The organism is uncultured Psychrosphaera sp., from assembly GCF_947500655.1.
In the GTDB taxonomy this organism is placed as follows: domain Bacteria; phylum Pseudomonadota; class Gammaproteobacteria; order Enterobacterales; family Alteromonadaceae; genus Psychrosphaera.
The window spans coordinates 145452-159337 of sequence record NZ_CANMSK010000002.1; the positions used below are offsets into that span (position 1 = coordinate 145452).

Annotated in this window: 15 protein-coding genes; 5 read left to right on the plus strand and 10 right to left on the minus strand. The window is 36.9% G+C overall.

Annotation, left to right across the window (positions count from 1 at the left end):
- The first annotated feature begins 90 nt into the window (after positions 1-90).
- A complete protein-coding gene (locus tag Q0940_RS02805) occupies positions 91-519 on the plus strand; it encodes an organic hydroperoxide resistance protein (protein WP_299263573.1) in 429 nt (142 codons plus the stop codon).
- A gap of 114 nt (positions 520-633) precedes the next feature.
- Here Q0940_RS02805 and Q0940_RS02810 read toward each other — a convergent pair whose 3' ends face one another.
- From Q0940_RS02810 to Q0940_RS02820, 3 genes are all read right to left on the minus strand, one after another.
- Positions 634-2775: a hypothetical protein gene (locus tag Q0940_RS02810; protein ID WP_299263575.1), complete on the minus strand. Its 2142-nt coding sequence runs from the start codon at positions 2773-2775 to the stop codon at positions 634-636.
- A 269-nt stretch (positions 2776-3044) separates the two neighbouring features.
- On the minus strand, positions 3045-4070 hold the full coding sequence (tdh, locus tag Q0940_RS02815; RefSeq protein ID WP_299263974.1) for an L-threonine 3-dehydrogenase: 1026 nt from the start codon (positions 4068-4070) through the stop codon (positions 3045-3047).
- A 25-nt stretch (positions 4071-4095) separates the two neighbouring features.
- Positions 4096-5292: a glycine C-acetyltransferase gene (locus tag Q0940_RS02820; protein ID WP_299263577.1), complete on the minus strand. Its 1197-nt coding sequence runs from the start codon at positions 5290-5292 to the stop codon at positions 4096-4098.
- Positions 5293-5604: 312 nt separating this feature from the next.
- Between Q0940_RS02820 and Q0940_RS02825 the strand changes: the two genes are divergently transcribed.
- The 4 genes from Q0940_RS02825 to Q0940_RS02840 all read left to right on the plus strand — a co-directional run bounded on the left by Q0940_RS02825 (position 5605) and on the right by Q0940_RS02840 (position 8869).
- The gene (locus Q0940_RS02825; RefSeq protein WP_299263579.1) at positions 5605-6357 is read left to right on the plus strand and encodes an SDR family oxidoreductase; all 753 of its coding nucleotides are present in this window, start codon (positions 5605-5607) and stop codon (positions 6355-6357) included.
- Entirely contained in the window at positions 6358-6870 is a 513-nt protein-coding gene (locus tag Q0940_RS02830; RefSeq protein ID WP_299263581.1) for a GNAT family N-acetyltransferase, read from the plus strand.
- The gene (locus Q0940_RS02835) at positions 6867-7796 is read left to right on the plus strand and encodes a YafY family protein (RefSeq protein ID WP_299263583.1); all 930 of its coding nucleotides are present in this window, start codon (positions 6867-6869) and stop codon (positions 7794-7796) included. Before Q0940_RS02830 ends, Q0940_RS02835 begins: the two co-directional genes overlap by 4 nt.
- A 137-nt stretch (positions 7797-7933) precedes the next feature.
- On the plus strand, positions 7934-8869 hold the full coding sequence (locus Q0940_RS02840; RefSeq protein ID WP_299263585.1) for an alpha/beta hydrolase: 936 nt from the start codon (positions 7934-7936) through the stop codon (positions 8867-8869).
- A gap of 114 nt (positions 8870-8983) precedes the next feature.
- Here the strand turns inward: Q0940_RS02840 and Q0940_RS02845 are convergent, their stop codons facing one another.
- The 7 genes from Q0940_RS02845 to Q0940_RS02875 form a co-directional block, all read right to left on the minus strand.
- The gene (locus tag Q0940_RS02845; RefSeq protein ID WP_299263977.1) at positions 8984-9244 is read right to left on the minus strand and encodes a Txe/YoeB family addiction module toxin; all 261 of its coding nucleotides are present in this window, start codon (positions 9242-9244) and stop codon (positions 8984-8986) included.
- Complete coding sequence (locus Q0940_RS02850; protein WP_299263587.1) at positions 9237-9491, minus strand: type II toxin-antitoxin system prevent-host-death family antitoxin; 255 nt, start codon at positions 9489-9491, stop codon at positions 9237-9239. The genes Q0940_RS02845 and Q0940_RS02850 overlap by 8 nt, the downstream gene beginning before the upstream one ends.
- Positions 9492-9652: 161 nt before the next feature.
- Complete coding sequence (locus Q0940_RS02855; protein WP_299263589.1) at positions 9653-9895, minus strand: hypothetical protein; 243 nt, start codon at positions 9893-9895, stop codon at positions 9653-9655.
- A 113-nt stretch (positions 9896-10008) separates the two neighbouring features.
- A complete protein-coding gene (locus Q0940_RS02860; protein WP_299263591.1) occupies positions 10009-11826 on the minus strand; it encodes a ferrous iron transporter B in 1818 nt (605 codons plus the stop codon).
- 11 nt (positions 11827-11837) lie between these two features.
- Positions 11838-12068 (minus strand): FeoA family protein, encoded by a 231-nt coding sequence (locus Q0940_RS02865; RefSeq protein ID WP_299263593.1) that lies wholly within the window; start codon positions 12066-12068, stop codon positions 11838-11840.
- 106 nt (positions 12069-12174) lie between these two features.
- Complete coding sequence (gene gmhB / locus Q0940_RS02870; protein ID WP_299263595.1) at positions 12175-12753, minus strand: D-glycero-beta-D-manno-heptose 1,7-bisphosphate 7-phosphatase; 579 nt, start codon at positions 12751-12753, stop codon at positions 12175-12177.
- The gene (locus tag Q0940_RS02875) at positions 12753-13847 is read right to left on the minus strand and encodes a glycosyltransferase family 9 protein (protein WP_299263597.1); all 1095 of its coding nucleotides are present in this window, start codon (positions 13845-13847) and stop codon (positions 12753-12755) included. Before Q0940_RS02875 ends, gmhB begins: the two co-directional genes overlap by 1 nt.
- Between the last annotated feature and the right edge of the window lie 39 nt (positions 13848-13886).

A 13886-nucleotide genomic window follows, 5' to 3' on the forward strand; every position in this document is an offset into this window, starting at 1 on the left:
AATATACTTTGTATGCAAATTAATTTTGAGTAACTCTAGTTAGTTATTAACTGGACAATATTTATATAAAACACGTTTTTGGAGAACAGAATGAATGTATTAAAAGAAGTCGCATACACAGCAAAAGCAACAGCAACAGGCGGACGTACAGGATCTGCTAAAAGTGATGATGGTCGTTTACAAGTAAACTTGTCTACACCAAAAGGTTTAGGCGGTGATGACGGTGAAGGGACAAACCCAGAGCAATTATTTGCTGCCGGTTATGCCGCATGTTTTATTGGTGCGCTGCAATTTGTATCTGGTCAAACTAAAGTAGCTTTACCAAAAGAAACATACATCAACTCAGAAGTGTCAATTGGCGCAATTGAAGGTGGTTTTGGTATCGCGGTTAAATTAGCAGTATCTCTTGGTGATTTAGACAAAACACAAGCACAAGAGTTAGTAGATGCAGCACACGAAGTATGCCCATATTCAAACGCAACACGTGGCAATATTGAAGTTGAGTTGTCTCTTATTTAATTGGCGCTTATTTAACTAGCACTTATTTAACTTAATAAGTGCTGGTAATGCATAAGTAACCAGCTTTAAATAAAAAGGGCAAAGTTAATCACTCCGCCCTTTTTTAATGATCTATCAATAGCGTTTTTTTGGTTCTTGCTTGTGTTTGTACGTTAAAAATAACGCTAACCCAAGCCCACCAATACCAAATAAAATAAGCGCTAATTGCGCTAGCGTTAGTAGGTATAAATGTTCGTCTATGGTTAAATCAATAGTGATTTTTTTTCTGTTATCTTCTGTTTTAACAACGCTAACAACACCGTAGTCAATGTTTTCTTGTTGCATAATTTTTATTGATTGGGCTGCATTTTTTATCAGCGTTATGTAATCAGGCCCGGTTTCTTTGTTGGTGAACCTTGAGCGTTGTGGCCCTACCGTTGAAGCGAATGTATACCACCCATTATTTGGTATTGAATCAGCTATTAACATAACATTTACTTCTGGCTTTAGATTAACGCTGGTAGAAATAAACTCTTTACCCCAAGTAGAGATAACAGATTTAGCTTGTTCTTCTTTTAATTCTTTGTGGGCAAAAAAGAATACTAAAAGCTCACCTTTTTTTATAAACCCATAATCATTGTCATTTGTTTTGGTGTTTTCTGGATTAAAATTAAGTATTTTTTGCCAACAGTCTTTTTTACATGGTGTAGATGGGGTTATGTCATCCCACATAGTCATGATTTGTTCTTTAAATAGAGGATCATCCTGGTTGGATTTTGTTATCCATTTAGCCCATGAATGTAGAATAGAATAATCATATTGGAATACGTTTTTTTGGGCGACCAATTGTTGATTAGAGAACATGGCTTTCATTTTTAATGCTGAATAAATAGAATTGCTTATATTAGAAAATGTGAGTTGCTCATCAATCTGTTTAAGAGCTTCTAATTGTTTGGAAACACTGCCTAACAGGTCAACATTTTGCTCTGTATCTAATACATTAAAATAGTCACAATACTCATACGACTCACCTTCTAAAAAGTCTCCATAGATTAATAAGCATTGTCTATTCAGTGAATTGGTATAAATTCTCTGACCAACTTGATCGATAGATTTCCAATCTTCTAAAGTATTGATCTCTTTAATTTCAGACGCTTCTAACATTTTTAAGACAAGTGGTGCTTTGTTTAAATCCATATACAGCGATGTGTGCAAAATCAGAAATATAGAGGTCACCGCTAACCAAAAGGAATTTTTATTGTTTTTTTCTTGTTTAAAATCACGCTGGACTGAATGGGTGTTTTCAATACTGACAATATTGGATGTGTCATTTAACACTTCAAACGACACTTTTTGATCGAGTGGAATACGGTCTAATTTATCTTGCCAAATTGAGGGAAGTAAAAAGCTAACTTTTCCTAGACCACTTTCGTCATACACTTGGGCATGATGTTGATCATATCCATTTGCTATTTGACTAAATTGGCCACTCATTCTGGTCACTTCACATTTGTAACGAGCTCTTGCTTTAGAGCGATACCATAGACCAAATCCAATAAATAAAATAATGCCATAAGTTACAGCCCAAACAAGATAAGAGGAACTTCCATTAATCATAAATCCTGCGATCACAAAGCTGATCATCAGAAAAAAGGCATAACCTCCCCCACTGGTTATCGGATCAAAATATAAACGCTCGTTATCAGACGCATTTCTATTACTAAGGATCTCTAAAGGCAGATCATCAATTTTTCCAAGTTGCCCACTTTCTATTACTGATTTTGTTTGTTTTTCTAACTCACCTGTTAACAACTCACCCACTAAACTAAAATCGCCAAGTGACAGTAAGTAAAATTTATTATTAATCAGTGCCACTTTAGCAGGGGCTTGATTTTGAACACTGGTTTCAAAAAAACTTTGTAATTGCTCTACCGACAAAATATTTGGAACTTGAATATTAATGCCCGAAATAGACACTAACAGGCTGCTTGTACCAGAAGACGATGAAATACTCTGAATGGAAATTTCACCTATGATTATCATTTCAAATGCTCTAACGGGGTCTTCCAACTTCAAACCAAAAAGCTTATTTAAGGCAGAATTTTCTTGTTCGTCGGTTAATTCAAATTCTTGCTCATTATCTTCCAACGCATTAATTTCTTTGGCCAAATTAGTGGCGTTTTTTGAAGTTGTTTTGTAGGAAGTGAAATAAGAAAACAAGGCAAAGATTGAGATGATCAGAACGATGATTTTTAAGATAAAAGCGATACTATCCATTGAATGTTAAACCCTTTTTTACTGTTACTGCCATAGCTACTTAAGGAATAAAGAAAGTATGTGACGATTCACTTTTTATTAGTAGGTACGATACGAAATTTTTAACAACTTAAACATTAAGTTTATTGTGCGTTAGTATCAATAGGGGATATACCTAACGGATAAATTTTTGATAAATAAAATAAAAATCAATGGAACCGGAGTTGTTGATTAAGGAAAGTGCAAAGTTAATTACTTTGCACTTTTTATCTTTAAGGACAAGACAAGGGCTAATCCCAGTTTAAAATAACTTTACCTGACTGACCTGAACCCATAGTGTCAAAACCGTCTTGGAATTGGTCTATTGGGAATTGGTGAGTAATGATAGGCGATATGTCTAAGCCAGATTGAATTAAGCTTGCCATTTTGTACCAAGTCTCAAACATTTCACGGCCGTAAATACCTTTAATAACCAGGCCTTTAAAAATAACTTGATTCCAATCTACCGCCATATCTGACGGTGGAATACCTAACATGGCAATTTTACCGCCATTGTTTATGTTATTTAACATGCTATTAAACGCAGAAGGTACGCCAGACATTTCTAAACCAACATCAAAGCCTTCCGTCATGCCTAGCTCTTTCATCACGTCTTCTAGTTTTTGTTTAGATACATCAACGGCGCGAGTAGCACCCATTTTTTTAGCTAATTCAAGACGGTATGGATTTACGTCTGTGATCACAACATGACGAGCGCCAACGTGTTTGGCTACTGCCGCAGCCATAATACCAATTGGCCCTGCGCCAGTAATAAGTACATCTTCACCCACTAAATCAAAAGATAACGCGGTATGTACTGCGTTGCCAAATGGGTCAAAAACAGCGGCTAATTCGTCAGAGATATTGTCAGGAATTTTAAATGCGTTAAACGCTGGGATAACCAAATATTCAGCAAAAGAACCTTCACGGTTTACACCAACTCCAATTGTATTACGGCATAAATGCACACGGCCTGCGCGGCAGTTACGGCAATGGCCACAAGTAATATGACCTTCACCTGACACTCGGTCACCAACAGTAAAGCCACGAACTTCTTGGCCCATGTCTACCACTTCGCCAACGTATTCATGGCCTACAACCATAGGCACTGGAATGGTAGCTTTTGCCCAATCATCCCAGTTGTAAATGTGCATATCTGTTCCGCAAATTGCGGTTTTACGAATTTTAATTAATAAGTCATTGTGACCCATGACTGGCTTTTCAGCCTGAGTCATCCAAATACCTTTTTCTGATTTGGTTTTAGCTAGTGCTTTCATTGTCATGTTATTTATCATTGTCATCTTACTTAATAATCTTTAATTCTTTACCTACTTTGATGAAAGCAGCAATCGCTTTATCAAGTTGCGCTTTGGTATGTGCAGCAGAAATTTGAGTACGTATACGAGCTTGGCCTTTTGGTACAACAGGGAAGCTAAAACCAACCACATAAATACCTTCTTCTAACATTTTTTCTGCCATGTCAGACGCTAATTGTGCGTCACCTAACATCACAGGAATAATCGCATGATCTTTACCTGCTAAGGTAAATCCAGCCGCTTCCATTTGCTCACGGAAATAAGCTGCATTAGACCAAAGCTGGTCACGTAATTCAGAACCTGTTTCTAGCATTTCTAATACTTTAATAGACGCATTTACAATTGAAGGTGCAACCGAGTTTGAGAATAAATAAGGACGTGAACGCTGACGTAACCACTCAACCACTTCTTTTTTACCTGTTGTATAACCACCAGACGCGCCGCCTAATGCTTTACCAAGCGTACCTGTAATGATGTCTACTCTGTCCATTACACCGCAGTATTCAGGTGTACCACGACCATCCTCACCAACAAAACCAACTGCGTGTGAATCATCAACCATAACAAGAGCATCGTATTTATCTGCTAAGTCACATACGGTTTTAAGATCACAAATAACGCCGTCCATTGAGAACACGCCATCAGTAGCAATTAATTTGAAACGTGCGCCGTCAGCAACCGCTTGTTGTAATTGTTTTTCTAGGTCAGCCATGTCGTTATTGGCATAGCGGTAACGTTTGGTTTTAGATAAACGTACACCATCAATAATAGAAGCATGGTTTAACGAGTCAGAAATAATCGCGTCTTCTGCACCTAAAATAGTTTCAAACAAACCGCCGTTAGCATCAAAACATGAACCATATAAAATCGTGTCTTCTGTTTGTAAAAATTCACTGATTTTAGCTTCTAATGCTTTATGAATATCTTGCGTACCACAAATAAAGCGAACAGAGGCGACACCAAAACCGTGTGCATCCAAGCCTTCTTGTGCGGCTTTGATCAAGTCTGGGTGATTAGCTAATCCCAAATAGTTGTTGGCACAAAAGTTTAAAACCTGTTCGCCATTAACATCAATACTGGCTTTTTGTTGTGACGTAATAATACGTTCAGACTTATACAAACCATCAAGTTTTACTTGTTCAATTTCTTGTTGAAGGTGTTTAAAAAAACCGGCTGCACGCATATAAGTCTCTCCAATTTGAGTTGATTTTGAAATTGTTTCATCAACTCTTTTAACAATTATTTTAGGGATTAGTCCAAGAATAGATGACTATTCTACAATGCCATGGATTGTATAGAATTAATTCATTCAGTACAGTAAAAGCAGCAGTTTCAGCCCTAATTTTGTTAATCATTATTATTAGATTTTGTGCAATTTACTGCACAGAGTCTGATCGAGTAACTTATATAAAGGTTCTAATTCTGTTGATTTAAGGTATAACAAAAATAAGAGCGGCATTATTAGTAAACGAATTAAGAACACATGAGTAGTAAAATGAATTCACAGAAAGTGGTATTGATCACAGGTTCAAGCAGAGGCATTGGCGCTGCTAGTGCAAAATTATTTGCCAGTAAAGGTTATAGCGTGTGTGTTAATTATAAACATGACCAAGCTTCCGCATTAAACGTGGTAAAAGACGTTCAAGCAATGGGTGTAAAGTGTATTGCGGTACAAGCTGATGTTGCTATTGAGTCTGAGGTAGAGGGTTTATTTAACCAAATAGACAGCGAACTTGGCAGTATTACTGCTCTGGTTAATAACGTAGGTGTTTTGCAATCTCAAATGCGTTTACAAGATATGAACGCAGAGCGTATTAACAACATACTAACCACAAATGTCACTAGCTACTTTTTATGCAGCAAATACGCAATTAAGCGCATGTCTTTAGAATTTGGTGGTAACGGCGGCACTATTGTCAATGTATCTTCTGGCGCAGCTAGAACCGGCTCACCAAATGAATATATAGATTACGCAGCATCAAAAGGCGCAATAGACACGTTAACGGTTGGTTTATCAAAAGAGCTAGCAGCACAAGGTATTAGGGTAAATGGCGTGCGCCCAGGTTTAATATATACCGACATGCACGCAGACGGCGGTGAGGCGAATCGAGTAGACAGATTAAAAACTAAAATCCCACTACAACGTGGCGGCGAAGTTGAAGAAGTTGCAGAAGCCATATATTGGCTAGCCAGTGAAAAGTCGTCATTCTCTACTGGCACCATTATAGATGTTACCGGAGGAAATTAAGTGATATTAACAACACCAATAAACACCGATATACAACAAATGAGCAGTTGGTTTAAAGATGAAGCTGAAATGCGGATTTGGTCTGGACCGCAATTCCGTTATCCATTTGACCAAGTCACGTTTAAAGCTGATTTAAGCATGGAGCGTTTACCATCTTTTTGTTTAAAACATTCAGAGCCAGCAACTGATGTTGAACGAAATTTATTGGTAGGTTTTGGTCAGTATTATTTACGTGCAGGACGTTGCCATTTAGGCCGTTTAGTGATCAATCCTGATTGCAGAGGTCAAAACAAAATAGCGGATTTGATTTCATTGTTAGCTGACAAAGGCTGTGCAGATTTAAAGGTAAACGAGCTATCTTTATTTGTGTTTAACGACAACCATAAAGCCAAAAGAGCCTATGAGAAACTAGGCTTTGTTGAAGCTGAATACCCAGAGCTTCTTGTTTCAGGATCAGTGCCAATGGAAGGTTGTGTTTATATGATCAAAGATAGATTAAAGGAAACACTTTGAAAATAGATCGTATGCTAACAATTATTGTCATGTTGCTTAACAGAAATCGAATATCGGCAACAGAACTCGCTGAAAAGTTTGAAATCTCAGTTCGAACGGTTTACAGAGATATTGATGCAATAAATATGGCTGGCATTCCAATTATTTCATACCCTGGGAATAATGGCGGTTTTGGTATTGTAGATAATTATAAATTAAGCCACCAGTTACTTACGCTAAACAATTTGTGCACCATACTTTCAGCACTTAAGAATATGAACTCAACCATTGAAAATAGTGAACTTGATGCTTCTATAGAAAAGCTACGGAATCTTATTCCAGAAGATAAAACTAATCATTTTGACCAACATATGGAACAAGTTATTATTGATATGATGCCTTGGGCAAACTCTTCAAAGCAGAAAGATTTGGTCAAAATAATCCAGAATGCCATTGCTCAGTCAAAAATAATATCTATTACATATAGAAACTTTTCAAATGAAAAAAGCACAAGACAGTTAGAGCCTATGTCGGTCATTTTTAAAAATTATGCTTGGTATTTGTTTGCTTATTGTCAGTTAAAAATGGAATTTAGATTATTCAAAATCTCTCGTGTAATAGATTTAAAAGTGGATGAAACACGGTTCACTCGCAGAGAAAAGTCATATCGTGAAATTGAACAAGAATCAAAGAAAGACGTCTCTTTAGTTAGTCTTACATTAAAATTCACATCTCAGGTGAGAGTTCGTGTAGAGGATGTTTTTGACAGAGAAAATATTGAATATCTGGACACTGGTGAAATGATTGTAACGGCACAGTTCCCTGAAATGGAATGGAACTTTGGATTGATTTTCAGCTTTGACGAACACGTAGAAGTATTAGGTCCTGAAAGAGTGCGCTTAGCAATTGCTGCAAAAATAAAGTCCATGAATGATAAATACACTTAATAATACAATTGGTATAAGTCTTATTTTTTTAATAACAACGTTTATTCAAACCTGACAGACTGATGTCAAACCTCAGTGTTAAATTCCCCTCTTAATTTAAACAACTATTATTAATTTAAGTAACTAGAGGTTATTTTATGAACTACCCAATGGATTTTCCCAATTCGACCATTATTTCAGTCAACGGTGTGGAACTTGAAGTCTTTGAAGCTGGTAAGCAAAATGCTGGTAAACCAATTGTTCTTTGTCACGGATTTCCAGAAAATGCGTTTTCTTGGCGTTTCCAAATTCCAGAACTCGTAAAAGCTGGATATCATGTCATTGTACCTAATCAACGTGGTTATGGTAATTCATCTTGTCCAACTGAAATAACAGCATATGGTATTGAACATTTAACTGGGGATTTAGTTGCTTTACTTGACCATTACGGATATGAAAAAGCTACTTTTGTAGGTCACGATTGGGGTGCTAACATTGTTTGGAGTCTCGCTTTATTACATCCTGAGAAAGTAAATAAAATAATAAATTTGGCTTTACCATATATGCAAAGAGGAGAAAAACCTTGGATAGAGTTTATGGAAGAGATATTTGGTCCAGATAATTATTTTGTTCACTTTAACAGACAAGTAGGAGTTGCAGATGCTATTTTGGATGAAAACAAATCTCAATTTCTTGGTAATTTATTCAGAAAAAATGTACCTCTTACAATGCCTGAGCCAGGTATGATGATGATCAATCTTGCCCAATCAGTAGAATCAGTTGGTGACCCGATAATGACTGATGATGAATTGAATGTTTATGTTTCTGCTTTCGAAAAATCTGGGTTTACAGGAGGTATTAATTGGTATAGGAATTTGGATCAAAACTGGCATTTATTGGCTGACGTAGCACCTATTATTCAGCAACCAGCTCTTATGATCTATGGCAACTATGACATGATCCCTAAGTCTGAAAATCTTTCTGATTTTGTTCCTAATGTGGAAGTGGCTAGTTTAGATTGTGGTCATTGTATTCAACAGGAAAAGCCTGAAGAAACAACTCAACTTATTTTAAACTGGTTGCAAAATAAGTAACTAATCTTTTGATTTAAATGAGTTCAATCAACCTTATAACCGTAAAGTTGGTTGTTCTCTTTATCATAAAAGTGAAAAACATAGGTTTAGCATGATGCATTGGACGCTATATAATCAATAATGGTATCGGCATGAAAGTACGGTTAGGTGAGAGTCTGTTACTGCATAGACTAAGCGATTTGTTTCGTCGATACGCCTAGACCAAAAGCCAGATAAGTTTTCTTTTAGCGGTTCAGGCTTTCCAATACCCTCAAATGGTGAGCGTTTGGTATCAATTATTAGCTTGTTAATTCGTTTAAGTGTTTTCTTATCTTGGCCTTGCCAATAGATATAATCGTTCCAAGCTTCATCTGTCCATGCTAGCTTTCTAGACATCAATAATATCTCGTTCATTGGTTTTGTCTGACATGTATTGTTCAATAGATTTTGCTAAATGAGCGGCATTAGCTGGTGATTTTAGTAAATGAACCGTTTCCATTAAGCTATTGTAATGATCCATAGACATGACGACAGCATCCTCAGCATCTCTTCGAGTGATGACGGTATAATCGACATCATCAACAACTTGATCTAATACAGATTTAAGCTTATTTCGAGCTTCTGTAAATGAAACAACTCTCATATGTCACCCCCATATATTACTTCTGTACTTGTACAATAAACAAGACAAGTTTAGTGCAAAATACCAACATGTGCAATATATAGTACAACTCTAATTTTTGTAAAGAATACGGGTGAAGAGTCTTAATGAAATTGGAGTAAGTGTGAGTGAAAGTTTTAACGCTAGCTTTCGCTTTCTGTATCACTATTTGAGTTTGTATTCTTTATGGTGTGTATAAACAAGTAAACCGCTGCAATACCAGCGAATACCGCAGCAAGTGGTATAAAGCCAATTTTGTCTAAGCTTAGTTCTTGTGCAAATGCCATGTAACCAATTAAAAAACCTAACTGAGCCACACCAAATAGTGCCACTAAAAAGCAAACTCCAAGGGTTATCCAATTCAATATAGTGAGTCTGTTTTCCATCAATTAAATCCTTATTAAAACCTTTGTATTTGTATGAGAGTTTATTTTAGACATTAAAAAGCCAGAGTAAAATTTAATTTTACTCTGGCTTTAGATAATAGCAAATAACCAATTTATATGAAGGTATTAGCCAAGAAAGCTAAAATGTAAGCCAATATGGCGTAAGCTACATATAAGCCCCAAGCTAACTTCCCATTACCAGTTTCTGCTTTTAATGTCGCAACAGTTGCCACACATTGTAATGCCACAACATAAAACAATAACAAGCCAATACCAGTGCCTAGCGGCAAGCCGTCGTTCATTATATTTTGTGCAAGGCCTGCAATATTTTCGTCCGCGCCTTCCATACCGTATAAGGTACCAAGTGCGCCAACAAATACTTCACGGGCTAAGAAGGACATTAATATTGCAATGCCATAACGCCAATCTAAACCAAGTGGCGCAAATACAGGTTCAATAAAGTGACCAATAGTACCTAACCAAGAATCTTCTAAACTTGCACCCATTGGGAAGTAACCTAATACCCAAATTCCTACAGCAACCATAAAGATAATTGGTCCAGCGCGTTTAATAAATTGAACGCCGCTGTTAATGATACGGTGATAAAGCGGTTTCCAATGTGGTAAACGGTAACTTGGTAATTCAATAATAAACGGCATTTCTGACTTTTCTTGTTCAGTCGCTTTAGAGTGGCTTAATACAGCACTAACAATAAGTGCGGTTACTATGCCAATCATATACAAGCCAAAGAATGTCACGCCTTGCATATTAAAGAAGCCTAGAAAGTACTGGTCTGAAGGGATAAATACAGAAACTAATAAAGCGTATACAGGTAAACGAGCAGAACAAGACATAAGAGGTATGGTTAACATAGTGATCAAACGCTTACGTGGAGATTCTATAGTTCTTGCTGCCATAATCGCAGGGATTGCACAGGCATGGCCTGATAAATAAGGAATGAAACTACGACCAGATAGACCAAAGTAACTTAATGGTTTATGACAAATTAACGCAGCACGGGCTAAATACCCGCTGTCTTCTAATAAGCCAATAACAAAAGTAAGTACCATAATTTGCGGAACAAATACGAGGAATGAACCCACACCACCAAATATCGCATCATTCAAAAAGTCGGTGACTACGCCTTCGCCAGTAAACTGAGTTACAAATCCTGCAAAGCTAGCAATAATGGTTTCTACACCATCCATAAGTGGCGTTGCCCATGTAAAGATACTTTGGAACAGCACAAACATAATAGCTAAAAAGGCAAAGCCGCCTAAAAAACTATTAAGTAAAAAGGTATCTACTTTGTTTTGATTTTTTAGTACTACATCTTTGTTAATCGCATATGCCTTTGCTAATTTACGGCTGAAATCAACAAATTCTTTAGTGGTCTCTAAGTGAGCAATTGGGCTGTGAGGCGTAAAGTGTTTATGTGCTGCTGACAATAAACTGTCTTTAAACTCTGAAATTCCATCAAGAGAACGAGCAGACAATGCATAAACAGGTGCACCAAGGTCAATAGATAAAGCTTCAATATCCAGATCATGACCAAAACGCTTTAGCTCATCAATAAAGTTTAAAACAAATACGATTGGTTTGTTCGCTTTAATCGCTAATTGCTGTGCTTGTAAAGCAAACACTAAACTACGTTCTAAACGAGTGGCGTCTAGTACACAAACAACTAATTCAGTTTCTTCATCTTTAATGCGCGATGTTAATTGATCGACCGCAACTTGTTCATCAATCGATAAAGTATTGAGAGAATACGTACCAGGGAAGTCGACAACTTCATAATCGCCCATTTTCCCGCTTTTAATTTCAACGGTTACACCTGGGTAGTTAGCGACTTTTTGTCGTAATCCGGTAAGTTGATTGAATAACAGGCTTTTGCCGCAGTTAGGTTTACCTACAAGTAATATTTTTTTCATTAGAGACTAATTTATTTGGTTGATATGAAAATTTGTTCAGCTACTGTTTGTTCAAGTGAATATACACAATCGCCAACTTGAACAACTAAAGGGCCAGCAAACAGGCTTCTACGCAAACACGTAATGCTTTGGTCAGCTTCAAATCCCATTTCAACTAGGCGAGTACTGACAGAATCATCTAAATGCTCACAAAGGTGTGAAACATTTGCCGTTTCGCCTTTATTTAAATCCCATAACGTCATTGCTTGATCCTAAAATCTAAAGATGAAACGCCATAATATACCTTTTTAACCAAAGTGTTAAATGATAATAGTTGTTATTAACGTTCTAATTTATGTGGGACTAAAATCAGAGTATTGATTTGGCCGCAGCGGGTAAATCTTGAAAAATCGCGTCGGCTAATTCTTCTGCTTCTGGGGGAAAGGATTGCCCCGAATTAACCAAGTACTTATGTTTAATCCCTGCGGCAATAGCAGCTTGCATATCGGATGCTTTATCGCCAATCATAATAGATAAATCAGGGTTTAATGAATGTTCGCTAATGGCTTTTAATAGCATCCCAGGTTTAGGTTTACGGCAGTCACATTCTTTTAAATAAGGCGCATTGGCTTTTGTTGGATGATGTGGACAATAATAAACCGATAAAATGTCTACACCGTGGTTTTTAAATTGCTCAACCATCCATGTTGTTAATTCTGCGAAGTCTTGCTCGGAATAATAGCCACGACCAATACCCGACTGGTTGGTAACGATAACAATTTTATAACCTGCATCTTGAAACTGTTTGCAGGCGCTAAATACACCATTTATAAATTCAAAATCTTTTGGTTGTGATACATAGCCATGATCAACATTAACCACGCCGTCGCGGTCTAAAAATAATGTTTTGTTTAGTGTAGAAGTTGGATTTAAAGATGCCGAAGTCATTAAAGTTCAAAGTCCTGTACTATGTTGTCAAACTTCTCTTTTACATGTTCAACGGTGATCTGCTGCATTAAATCAGCGCCTTTAACACGTACGCCCCATTTTAAATTCTCAGCGCTGTCACCTTTTTGCAAAAATAAATTGCGATGATAAACCTCAGTAACATATTTTTGATACAAATATGGACCAGTACGTTTAGGGTTGGAATGTGCGTAAACCCCAAGTACTGGAGTACCTTGTGTTACTGCCATATGAGCAGGGCCTGTATCTGGCGCTAGTACTAAAGTTGCATTTTTTAAACAAACTAACATTTGTTTTAAACTGGTTTTACCTATTAAGTCAGTAATCTCAGTTTCCGCATTCTCTATTATTGCATCACCAAGTTCGCGGTCTATTGGTGCAGGACCACCACATAAAGCAACCTTAAAACCTTTTTGTGCTGCATGATCAGCAAGTGCAGCGTAACGTTCTGGTAGCCAGTTTCGCTCTTTTTTACTAGCTGCAGGAGATATCACAAAGGTTTTAGATTTTGGGTCGATGTGGCTATTGGCAAACTTGATGTCGTCGTTTGAAACCGGAATATTCCATGTTAAATTATCAAGCTCAGCAAGCGAAACGCCTAACTTTTGGGCAAAACCAAAAAAACCTTCTATTACGTGTGGTTCAACTTGTGATGCAATACGCTCTTTGGTGAATAAAGCATGTAGTTCTTTGGAACGGTCACGATCAAAACCAATTTTGCGTTTTGCGTTAATATACTTTGCTGCCCAGTTTGCCCTTAATGCCACTTGCATGTGTAATAACACATCAAATTCTTTGCCAGCTAAATCGTGTTGTAACTGCTTAAAAGCGGCTCTACCTTTAGATTTGTCAAAAATTACAAACTCAACATTTGGCAAACCGTCCAATAGCATCTTTTCTATTTTACCAATGATCCAAGTAATTTTAGCTTGAGGATGCTTTCTTTGGATAGCCTGTACAGCTGCAACCGCGTGACATACGTCACCAATGGCCGATAACCTTAATACACATATAGATTGTAAAGACACATAAACTCCTACTACAAAAATCAAATCAAATTGGCTTAAGATGGTCATGCTAATGTATGATTTGCACTATTCCAACTTAAAACTTGT

Coding starts and splice junctions, on each gene's coding strand:
- Q0940_RS02810 (WP_299263575.1), bottom strand. CDS start 2,775: ATGGATAGTATCGCTTTTATCTTAAAAATCATCGTTCTGATCATCTCA.
- Q0940_RS02860 (WP_299263591.1), bottom strand. CDS start 11,826: ATGAAAAAAATATTACTTGTAGGTAAACCTAACTGCGGCAAAAGCCTG.
- Q0940_RS02855 (WP_299263589.1), bottom strand. CDS start 9,895: ATGGAAAACAGACTCACTATATTGAATTGGATAACCCTTGGAGTTTGC.
- tdh (WP_299263974.1), bottom strand. CDS start 4,070: ATGAAAGCACTAGCTAAAACCAAATCAGAAAAAGGTATTTGGATGACT.
- gmhB (WP_299263595.1), bottom strand. CDS start 12,753: ATGACTTCGGCATCTTTAAATCCAACTTCTACACTAAACAAAACATTA.
- Q0940_RS02845 (WP_299263977.1), bottom strand. CDS start 9,244: ATGTCTAGAAAGCTAGCATGGACAGATGAAGCTTGGAACGATTATATC.
- Q0940_RS02805 (WP_299263573.1), top strand. CDS start 91: ATGAATGTATTAAAAGAAGTCGCATACACAGCAAAAGCAACAGCAACA.
- Q0940_RS02840 (WP_299263585.1), top strand. CDS start 7,934: ATGAACTACCCAATGGATTTTCCCAATTCGACCATTATTTCAGTCAAC.
- Q0940_RS02875 (WP_299263597.1), bottom strand. CDS start 13,847: ATGACCATCTTAAGCCAATTTGATTTGATTTTTGTAGTAGGAGTTTAT.
- Q0940_RS02865 (WP_299263593.1), bottom strand. CDS start 12,068: ATGACGTTATGGGATTTAAATAAAGGCGAAACGGCAAATGTTTCACAC.
- Q0940_RS02825 (WP_299263579.1), top strand. CDS start 5,605: ATGAATTCACAGAAAGTGGTATTGATCACAGGTTCAAGCAGAGGCATT.
- Q0940_RS02850 (WP_299263587.1), bottom strand. CDS start 9,491: ATGAGAGTTGTTTCATTTACAGAAGCTCGAAATAAGCTTAAATCTGTA.
- Q0940_RS02820 (WP_299263577.1), bottom strand. CDS start 5,292: ATGCGTGCAGCCGGTTTTTTTAAACACCTTCAACAAGAAATTGAACAA.